The 10544-nt window shown below is 62.1% G+C and carries 7 protein-coding genes; 5 read left to right on the top strand and 2 right to left on the bottom strand.

The window, feature by feature from the left end; all coding sequences use genetic code 11:
• From DPM33_RS36535 to DPM33_RS34600, 4 genes are all read left to right on the top strand, one after another.
• On the top strand, positions 1-1422 hold a 1422-nt coding region (locus tag DPM33_RS36535; RefSeq protein WP_167449315.1), incomplete at its 5' end, for a DUF5801 repeats-in-toxin domain-containing protein.
• 64 nt (positions 1423-1486) lie between these two features.
• Positions 1487-1882: a hypothetical protein gene (locus tag DPM33_RS34610; protein ID WP_112101960.1), complete on the top strand. Its 396-nt coding sequence runs from the start codon at positions 1487-1489 to the stop codon at positions 1880-1882.
• 280 nt (positions 1883-2162) lie between these two features.
• Positions 2163-4370: a peptidase domain-containing ABC transporter gene (locus tag DPM33_RS34605; protein WP_112101958.1), complete on the top strand. Its 2208-nt coding sequence runs from the start codon at positions 2163-2165 to the stop codon at positions 4368-4370.
• Positions 4367-5689, top strand: a complete 1323-nt coding sequence (locus DPM33_RS34600; protein ID WP_167449314.1) for an HlyD family type I secretion periplasmic adaptor subunit — start codon at positions 4367-4369, stop codon at positions 5687-5689. The genes DPM33_RS34605 and DPM33_RS34600 overlap by 4 nt, the downstream gene beginning before the upstream one ends.
• Positions 5690-5899: 210 nt before the next feature.
• Here DPM33_RS34600 and DPM33_RS34595 read toward each other — a convergent pair whose 3' ends face one another.
• Together DPM33_RS34595 and DPM33_RS34590 are read right to left on the bottom strand one after the other, a co-directional pair.
• A complete protein-coding gene (locus DPM33_RS34595) occupies positions 5900-7945 on the bottom strand; it encodes an SPFH domain-containing protein (protein WP_112101954.1) in 2046 nt (681 codons plus the stop codon).
• Positions 7946-8415: 470 nt separating this feature from the next.
• A complete protein-coding gene (locus DPM33_RS34590; protein ID WP_112101952.1) occupies positions 8416-8718 on the bottom strand; it encodes a DUF982 domain-containing protein in 303 nt (100 codons plus the stop codon).
• Positions 8719-9024: 306 nt separating this feature from the next.
• On the opposite strand from DPM33_RS34590, the gene DPM33_RS34585 reads away from it, so the two are divergent.
• On the top strand, positions 9025-10482 hold the full coding sequence (locus tag DPM33_RS34585) for an NCS1 family nucleobase:cation symporter-1 (protein WP_112101950.1): 1458 nt from the start codon (positions 9025-9027) through the stop codon (positions 10480-10482).
• Positions 10483-10544 lie beyond the last annotated feature (62 nt).

The following is a 10544-nucleotide window of genomic DNA, read 5'->3' as shown; positions in this document are numbered from 1 at the left end:
GGCGGGGTGGATTCCGGGCTGACGACGACGGACGGCACGAAGATCTTCCTGTTCAAGCAGGGCGATGTTGTCGTCGGGCGGATCGGCGCCGACGCTGCCACGGCGGCAAACGGTCTGGCGGCATTCGCGGTGGCGATCGACTCCAGCGGTTTTGTCAGCGTGGCGCAGTACGCCTCGCTGCATCACGGCTCCGCCGACAACCCCGACACCAGCGAGGCGGTATCCATCGCCAACGCCGCGCTGCAGGCGGTGGTGACGGTGACCGACGGCGATGGCGACACGGCGACGAACTCGGTCAACATCGGCAGCCAGGTCAAATTCCTCGACGACGGGCCAACGATCACGGTCGATGACATCGGAAACGGGACCTACACTGCAGGCGGCAGCAGCACCTGGAGCGAAGCTCCTGGCGCCGACGGGTTCACGTCACTGAACATAACCCTCAACGGCTACACGATCGACAACAAAACTCCAGTGATCGTCAACAACGGTTCGCTCGGGACCGATACGACAACCGACGCGAACGGCAACTACGTCTTCAACGGCACGATCAACGACGATTTCAACAATGACGGCACTTCGGACGCGGTGTCGTTCAAGCTGACATTCAATCCGACGAATAACACCTACAAGATCGACGTGACGAGCCAACCCTCGACGATCATCAATTTCGACACGTCGCAGGGTTCGCTGGCGCCGGGGGGGCCTAGCCCGGTGCAGCAACTGAACTTCTCAAGCGGGCCCGCGGCCGGACAGAGCGTGGTGTTCTTCGGCGCTGTGGCAACCGCGCCCGCAAACCTTAACGATGGCGCCAACACTCCTCCGAACGACATCCTGGACCTGGTGAAACTCGGGCAGCCGGATCTGAGCAAGAGCGATATCGATGCTTTGCTCAAGCCGACGAATCAGATCCCGACCCTGATCAACGGCTCGACACAGATGAACGTGTCGACCTCGGGTATCGGGGTCAACAACAACAACCTGGACGGTTCGGGGGCCGGGATCCAATCCACGGACGAAAGCTTTGTCGTCAATCCCTCGCAGCTTGTCGACAAGGTTAAAGTGTTCATCGACAACTCGGTGGGTGGCTACAACCCGGGCACGGAGGATCTCGAGTACCGCATCTACTACAGCGACGGGACAGTCAGTGCGAATACGAAAGTCCAGGCGGCCGATCTTACCGACGTCACGTCGGGGGTCGCCAGAGGCGGTAAGTCGTTCGAAATCTCGGATGTCCTGGGCGGGCCTCAGATCGACGCTGTCCAGCTGACGATGGCCAATGGCACGATCAAGATACCGGTGATCCAGTTCAGCATCCGGCAGGCGTTCTTGCCGCAACAGCTCGCCATGAACCTGACGGCGACTCTCACGGACGGGGATAACGACACCAAGCAGGACCCGTTCTCGATCACTCTCGCCTGACGGTGCACTATCCGCGGCCGGGCACTCGCCCGGCCGCCCTTCTTGTAGAACTGGGGCTTGGGCAATGGACACGGTACCCGAAACCTTTGTCGACGCGTTCGGCGAGATCTCGCTCAAGCACGGCATGATCCGCATCGAGCTGGTCTCGCTGTCGGGCTCCGAGCCGCGCGTGACGCAACGGCTGATCACCAGCCTGCAGGCCTTCTCTCAAATGCTGCAGGCGCAGAACGGCATGCGCGAACAGCTCGAGAAGGCGGGCGTGATCCGCTCGCAGCAGCCGTCACCGGAAGCCGAGCCGGGCTCCCAGCCCACGTCGCTCCAGCCCCTCCCGTTTCCTCTCCGACCGGCGGGAGAGACGGTGGTGCGGCTGATGCCGCAGCCGGCATCGCCTGCGGCGGCAACACCCGCAGCAACAGCTCTGCGGCTGCCGAAATCGCCAAATTTCAGCGACGAGCAATAACCGAAATGCGTCAGTGCCTCATGCCGAACAGAGCCCCTCTCCGTCCTACATGGCGCAACGGAAGCGGGAGCACGCCAAGGCCCGTTAGCGTCACGGCGCCCGTCCACGCGCCGACCAGCCTGCACGCCGCGGAGCGAAAGCCATGAACGATCGCTGGTTGTCCGATGCGCTCGCCACTCTCGTCGCCGCCGGGGGGCTGGTCGCTGAGGGGCTCCACAGGCTAAGCCCCCCGGCTCAGTTCCTACTGTGTACCCTGTTCGCTTGGCTTGTCCTGACCTGGATGACCCGTACGCGTGCCTCGACCCTCCGCGCCGTCAAGGGTGACACAGCGACTTACCTGCGCGGCACAGTGGAAGGATCTCCAGTCGAAACGGCACTGCAGTGCCTTGTCGCCGTCGGGCGGCACTACGGCATTGATCTTTCCCCCGAGCGCATCAAGCACGACTTTGCGCTGCGGCCCGAGGACGACATCAACCGGCTGCTTCCGAAGATCGCCCGCAGCAGCGGCATGCGCAGCCGCAAATTGAAGGTCGGCTGGAAGGATCTGCAACGCCTCGGCGACGCCTATCCGGTGATTGCCCGGCTGACAAACGGCAACAGCGTCATCCTGCTCGGATTCAACGATAACAAGGTCGGGATCCTCGACCCGCTTGCCGACTGCCTCGCGGTATTGCCCCTCGACCAGTCGACATTCTGCAAGAAGTGGACCGGCGAGCTCCTGCTGCTGCGCCGCACTTTCGCGCTGGGGGATGAGAGCCGACCCTTCGGCTTTACCTGGTTCCTCCCGGAAGTCGTCCGCAACGCGGCGATGTTCCGCGACATCGCGGTGGCCGCGGTCGCGCTGCAGGTGCTGGCGCTTGCCCTGCCGATCTTCATCCAGATCACGGTCGACAAGGTGCTCGTGCACCAAGCCTATACGACGCTCGTTGTGCTCGCCATCGGGGTCAGCGCCGCCGTCCTGTTCGACGCGGTCTTCAACTATCTGCGGCGCATCCTGCTGGTCTACGCCTCGGCGCGGATCGATGTGCGCACCTCGATCCGCACCTTCGCGCGCCTGCTGTCGTTGCCGATCGATTTCTTCGAGCGCGCCTCGGCCGGTGTCATCACCAAGCACATGCAGCAGGTCGAGAAGATCCGGGAGTTTCTGACCGGCCGCCTCTTCCTGACATTGCTCGACGCCACCTCGCTGCTGGTCATCGTGCCGCTGCTATTCCTCTACAGCGGCCGCCTCGCCACAATGGTGCTCGGCTTTTCCGCCCTCACCGCTTGTGTGATCGGCGGACTGATCCCGCTCTACCGCCGCAAGTTGCGCGTCCTTTACGAGGCCGAAGGGCAGCGTCAGGCCTATCTCGTCGAGACCATCCACGGCATGGAAACGGTCAAGGGGTTGGCGACCGAGCCCTTGCGCCAGCGCGACTGGGACGCGCTCTGCGCCCAGGCCGCCGAGTCGCGGTTCGACGTCGGGCGGATTTCAACCTCGGCGCAGGCGGTGATCGGGCTCCTCGAAAAGCTGCTGACGGTTGCGGTCGTCGGCTTCGGCGCCCTCCTGGTCTTCGACAACCAGATGACGGTGGGCGCGCTGATCGCGTTCAACATGCTGTCGGGCCGGGTCACCACGCCGCTCTCACAGATCGTCGGTCTGGTGCAAGGCTACCAGGAGGCCGGGCTCTCGGTGCGAATGCTCGGCAACATCATGAACCGCAGTCCGGAGCGGCCACCGAATGTGCGCGGCCTGCGCCCGCCGATCGCCGGCACTGTCGAGTTCGAGCATGTGATCTTCCGCTACAGCGAAAGCGCTCCGCCGGCCCTGAACGACGTGTCGCTGACCATCCCGGCCGGTTCGGTCTTCGGCATCGTCGGGCGCAGCGGCTCGGGCAAGTCGACATTGACGCGGCTGATGCGCGGCACCTACCCCATCCAGCACGGCTCGGTGCGGATCGACGGTCATGAAATTCGCGAGCTCGACCTCCCGCATTTGCGCAGCAACGTCGGCGTCGTGATGCAGCAGTGCTTTCTGTTCCGCGGCACCGTGCGCGAGAACATCGGGGCGACCAAGCCCGACGCAGCCCTCGAGGAGATCGTCCACGCCGCGACAATGGCCGGCGCCGACGAGTTCATCAAGCTTCTGCCGCAGGGCTACGACACCTTGCTCGAGGAGGGCGGCACCAATCTATCGGGCGGCCAGCAGCAGCGCCTGTCGATCGCCCGTGCCTTGCTGCGCCAACCGCGCATCCTCATCCTGGACGAGGCGACCTCCGCGCTTGATCCGGAGAGCGAGGCGATCGTCCAGGCAAACCTTGCCCGCATTGCCGAGGGGCGAACCGTGGTCATGGTTTCGCACCGTCTGTCCTCGCTCGTCGCGGCAGACGCCATTGTCGTGCTCGATCGCGGCCGGATCGTCGACTACGGGAAACATGGCGAACTCCTATCCCGCTGCACGACTTACCGACAGCTATGGAACCAGCAGAACAGGCATCTTGCCCGATGAGCACGCTCCTTCCAGCAGTGAGAGACTTTCAAAGCGATGCCCGCAAGATCGACGAGCGGCGCCCGCCCCGGTTGGTGGGGGCCACGCTGTACGTACTTGTCGCGGTCATCATGGTCGCAGGCATCTGGGCGTCGGTGGCCAAGGTCGACCAGATCGTGGTCGCACCAGGCAAGCTGGTGACGACGGCCTCGACGATTGTCGTGCAGCCGTTCGAGATCTCGACCGTGCGCAGCATCGACGCCAAGGTCGGCGACATCGTGCGGAAAGGCGACGCATTGGCGACCCTCGACGCGACTTTCAGTGAAGCCGATGCCGACCAATTGCGGGGAAAGGTCGCGAGCCTCGCCGCGCAAATCGAGCGGCTCGAGTCCGAACTCGACGACCGGCCGTACAAGCCCCAAAACCTGGATGACGAAGCGCGACTGCAGTCGACGATATGGATCCGGAGAATCGAGGAGAACAAGGCAAGGCTGGCTTCTTACGATCGGCAAATCCGTAACGTTCAAGCCCAGATGGCGACCAAGAGCGCTGATCGCGAGGCATTGGAGGTCCGCCTCGGCGTGGCAAAGGATCTCGAGACGATGCGGGACGTTCTGTTGAAGAGGGAGGTCGGCTCGAAGGTCGACTTACTATCTGCCAAAGGTCAGCGGCTGCAGGTCGAGCAGGAAATTCTGCTTGCCGGCAACAACATGGCTGAGCTCGAAGAGAATGTGGAGCGCTTGAAGGCCGAGGAAGCGGCTTATCTCGCGGAGTTCCGCCAGAAGACCGCTGAGGACCTGGTCCAAGCGCGCCGCGACCACGATGCCGCGGCCAGAGAACTCGACAAGGCGGTGCGGCGGAAGGCTGTAACGGTGCTAACCGCACCCGCCGACGCAATCGTGCTCGAAGTGGCGCAGCGCTCTGTCGGCTCGGTCTTGAGAGAAGCAGAGCCGCTCTACACCCTCGTTCCTCTGGGCTCTCCGTTGGAGGCGGAAGTCTCTGTCGAGGGGCTCGATGTCGGCCATGTCGAGCCCGGCAGTGAAGTTCGCCTGAAACTCGAGGCGTGGCCCTTCCAGAAGCACGGTACCCTGTCCGGGAAGGTCCGAACCGTCTCGGACGATACCTTCACGCCGGATCCGAAGAATGGTGGGCAGCAGCACCCTTACTACAAGGCACGGGTGGAGTTGACCGCGACCGACCTGCGTGATGTGCCGAGCAGTTTCCGCTTGATCCCCGGCATGGCAGTGACCGCGGAGATCAAGGCCGGCGACCGCACGATCTTGTCATATTTCCTCTATCCGCTCCTGCGTGGTCTCGACGAAAGCATCCGCGAACCCTGAGTCACGAAGCTAACGCGAACCGACGTCCGCCGGAGCGAGCGGTCGCTGACAGCGGGTTCACCAGCACATGCACTTGGGGCCTCGTTCTTGGACGCTGTTGACATTCGGCTGACAGGCCGAGTTTTCCCTTGGATGGATCGGCCGGCATGAGCGCCGCGCCGCCGTATTTCGGCAGAAAGAAATGGGCCGGTACAACCGGCCCATCCGCAATCACTCCTCTTCAGCGGGTGCCGGGATCTCATCCGGCAGGGTCTGCCGTCCAACCCGGTCGGCGACGAGCATCGAAAGCATCATCTCGACAAGGCCGTTGGCGGCTCCCTTCTCGCCGCCGGTCGCGCCGATCTGGATCTGCGGCACGAGCGGTAGCCTGCCGTTCTCGATCGCCTCGGCGAAGCGCATGAGAACCTGCGAGTTGAGCTGATAGTCCGGGCCGCCGAAGGCCGCGACCTTCTTCTCGGTGGCCTCGGCCTCCGCCAGGCCGATGGCGCGCACCTTCTCGGCCTCCGCAAAACCGGTCGCCTTGATGCGTTCGGCATCGGCGAGCGCGACGGCCTTGATCATGTCGGCCTCGCCTTGGCCGGCGACGCGCACCTTCTCGGCCTCTGCCCTGGCGGTGACCTGGATGGTTTCCGCCTCCTGGCGGGTGCGGGCGAGTTGCGCCTTGCCCTCGTTCTCACTGATCTCGATGGTAAGCGCCGACGTCGTGATCTTGGCTTGCTGTTCGGCAAGCGCCTCCTTCTCACGCAACGTGCGTTCCTGAGTGGCAGCCCTCTCCTGCAATTTGTAAGTCTCGACCTTTTCGACCGCGATCTGGCGCTCGCGCAGCTGGATCAGGATCTGCTCTATGCTGTTCTGGCCATCGGCGGCACGGGGCGTGCCAATCAACACTTCCTGCAGCTCGAGACTGTAGGAATTGAATTTTTCGCGCATCTCCTCGCCCGATTTGCGCTGGATATCGCTGCGCTCCTGCAAAAGCTGGATCAGCGTCTTCGTCTGGGCGATGTTCTTGAAGTAGGCGGAAACCATCGGATCGAGCGTTTGTTCGACCAGCCGCTTGATGTCACCGAAACGCTGCACCACGAGCGGCGCCTTCATATAGTCGATATGCACGACGACGGAGAGCGGCAGCACAGGCTCGAACGCATCCTTGGTGATCAACGACACTTCGGACAGGTTCTCGTCCAGCCGGTGTTCGCCAAACTGCTCCTTCGTCCATTTGAGCACGAAGTTGGTGGTCGGCACGGTGACGATATTGCCGGCAAAGGTATTGAACGCATACTTGCCCGGCAGCAGCGGCGTCGACCAGACACCGCGTGCGCCGACTTCGACCAGCTCGCCGTGACGGTATGCCTGCCCGGATATATCCGCGCCGTGGCGGCCGTTATAGGAAACGACGACGCCCACCGTGCCGACGTCAATGATCGTCTTCCCGACCAGTTCGACAGTCGCGAAAATGCGATTGAGGAAGTAGCTGCCGTCGGCCAGCACCTGCAGCTGCCGGCCGCGGTAGCCACCGGCATTGAGAAACTTCTCCGGGTCCTGAAAATTGTTGTGAAAGTTCGGGTCGTTCGGATCGTTGGCCACGGTCGGCGCGATGATCTCGCCGTCCGGCAGGGCCGGACCGTCGTGGATGGTGACGATACCGATCATGTCCTCGGCATTATGGATGACGACCGGCTCAAAGCCGCTCCTCTCCGAGATCATGCTGGACATATTGGCAAAGAGGTTTTGTTCCGACGAACTCAGATTGACGGCATAGGTCGACTGGGCGGTGAGCACGATGAATTGCGCGAGATTGATTGCATAGGTACCTTCACGCAAGATCTTGCGCTGCGGTCCTTTCTGTCCGCCTTTTTCGAGAAAGCCGCGCACATCCTGGAAATCATCGGCCTCTGTGTTGGAAGCAAGTGTCTGCGTCGGAGGCAACGGCTTGCCGTCACGGGCAAAGACGTAGCCGATCTGGCCCTGCGGGATGGTGACGAGATTGGCGCGGTGCATCGAATATTGGAACGGCATGAAGAAATGCAGGCCACCGCGCACGACTTCCGGCTGGTAGCCCGCCTCACGGTTGAGCGCAATGAAGCCATTGCTGACGGAACCACGAAAGCTCCAAAGCTTTTCCAGGATGCCGAGCCTGTCGTTAGGGATGTAGCGAACCACGCCGCTCCACCGGAACAGGATTGCCAGCACGATGACCAGAACGGCTACCTCGATCGCCATCCATTTCAATGGGTCGAGATATTGCAGGGCTTCCATCTCTTCTCTCCTATGGGGCGCGCGGGCTCGTTCACCCGGCGGCCACCCGGTTGGTGTTGACTCTTAAAGCGGGAGATTGCACGCCGGCACGCTCGACGCGCCAAGGGCATGTCGAACGTTTGGGCTGCTCATTGCATGGGAAGATGACCGCGCGTCCCGAGTCCCCCGCGAAGAGAGGCGTGGCCGTCAGCGATTCTACATCGATGTTGCCTTGATAGACATAACAACAAATGACGTAGGGATCGCGCCTGCAGGTGTAAAGATAGTACGCGTGAAAATCGTAAGTATTTCCGACGGTTTCGATATTTCAAACGCGTGATGGTCGACTTTAGAAATTGGCAAGAGCGCGAACTGGCGTTCCTGACGGGGTTAGCCCCCGACCCGACCTGATGCGGTTCTGGAAACCAACAATGCCCGGTGAACTGCGCCATCGCAGGCACAGTACCTTGATTTCACGAAGGTTTTTTCGCCTAACGCCTCAAGGCGTAGACATTGTCCATCGATGCACCACCCAGCGGCAGCGCCATATCGTCGTCGAGCAGCCGGGTGATGCGGGCAAAGCCGACAAAGGCTTTCCGCGCTTCCTCGGCCGACATCTTGCCCGACACAGCCGCCGCGCAGCAATTCAGGGCGCATTGATAGACCGGGCCGCGTCTTCCCGTCGGCCACTTCCGCAGGAACACCATCGCCTCGGAGACGCTATCGACTTCCTCCATAGGATATCCCTGCCCACGCGCAATTCGCACTGGGGTAAAGAAATGCAAGCGATCCATGACTATCCTCCCGGTCGGCCGCAGCGCGACCGAACTCCATTAAACGCACGTCTCGCGAATCGGTTCCAAACAAATTTGGTTGCCGTCGGAAAAAGTTTGGAACCGGCTAACCTGCGCCCGGCATGAGCGAAGACACCCCGACTCGAGATCGATGCAGGCCTGAAGCCGACGGATAACGCCGATTCTCATTGAATGTCTTTAAGGCGAAAGCCGGCAAATGGGTTGCTTGCCGGTTCCCCGGCGTCAGGCTTAACCTCTGCGGTCAAACGCGTGAGGGCGCGTTTTGCAACAAGGGGAACACTTGCAATGACCATTCAGGGCGCATCGCCTGACCTCTATAACGAGGATCTGGCTCCGGCAACGGTCAGGAACTGGGGACCGTTTTCGATCTTCAACGTCTGGACCTCCGACGTCCACAGCCTCTGGGGTTACTACCTGGCGGCCAGCCTGTTTCTGTTCTGCGGCGGCTTCGTCAACTTCGTCATCGCCATCGGCATCGGCTCGCTGATCATCTACGCGCTGATGAACATGGTCGGCTATGCCGGTGTGAAGACCGGCGTGCCCTATCCCGTGCTTGCCCGCGCTTCCTTCGGCATCTGGGGCGCCAACGTCCCGGCGCTGGTGCGCGCCATCGTCGCCTGCTTCTGGTACGGCGCGCAAACGGCAGCTGCCTCGGGCGCCATCGTGGCGCTGCTGACGCGCCTGCAATGGTTCGACGAGTTCAACAAGAGCTCGCACCTTCTGGGGCATTCCACCCTGGAGGTGATCTGCTTCGTCGTCATCTGGGCGCTGCAGCTCCTGATCATCCAGAAGGGCATGGAGACCGTACGCCGCTTCCAGGACTGGGCCGGTCCCGCCGTATGGGTGATGATGCTGATCCTGGCGATCTATCTTTGCGTGAAGTCGGGCACCTTCGCCTTTACCAGCGACATCCCGATGGATGTGCTGCTGGAGAAGACCAAGGACGCCGGCGTCCCGGGCGAACCGGGTTCCTGGACCGCGCTGTTCGCGGTGGCGGCGATCTGGGTGACCTATTTCTCGGCGCTCTACCTCAACTTCTGCGACTTCGCCCGCTACGCGCCCGACACTGCGGCACTGCGCAAGGGCAACATCTGGGGCCTGCCGGTCAACCTCATCCTGTTCTCGCTGGTCGCCGGCGTCACCACCATTGCCGCCTACGACGTCTACCACGAGGTGCTGCTCCATCCCGACCAGATCTCGGCCAAGTTCGACAGCTGGTTCCTGGCCGCACTCGCCGCGCTGACCTTCGCGGTGGCGACGCTGGGCATCAACGTCGTGGCGAATTTCGTCTCGCCGGCCTTCGACTTCTCCAACGTTTTCCCGCGCCAGATCGACTTCAAGAAGGGCGGCTACATCGCGGCATTGATCGCGCTTGTGCTTTATCCCTTCGCGCCGTGGGAAGGCAGTGCTGCCTCCTTCGTCAACATCATCGGCGCGACGATGGGACCGATCTTCGGCGTGATGATGGTCGACTATTACCTGATCCGGAAGAGCGAGGTCGATGTTGAAGCGCTCTACCGCGAGGACGGCGAATTCCGCTTCCAGAGCGGCTGGCACGTCAACGCCTTCATCGCCGCCGGCATCGGCGCGATCTTCTCCTCGATCCTGCCCAACTTCACCAACTGGCTGCCCGCATGGTGGGGCGTCTATGGCTGGTTCTTCGGTGTGGCGATCGCGGGCGCCGTCTACTATGTGCTGCGCACCATGGCGCTTGGCGCAGGCGCCAAGATGGCGAAAGCCTGAAACAAGGCAGTAGGCAGTAGGGATTAGGCAATAGAGAACGCCACCTACTGCCTACTGCCTAC

The organism is Mesorhizobium hawassense (assembly GCF_003289945.1).
GTDB lineage: Bacteria > Pseudomonadota > Alphaproteobacteria > Rhizobiales > Rhizobiaceae > Mesorhizobium > Mesorhizobium hawassense.
The sequence above is the reverse complement of the archived record's forward strand: the minus strand, read 5'-3'. Positions and strand labels throughout refer to the sequence as shown.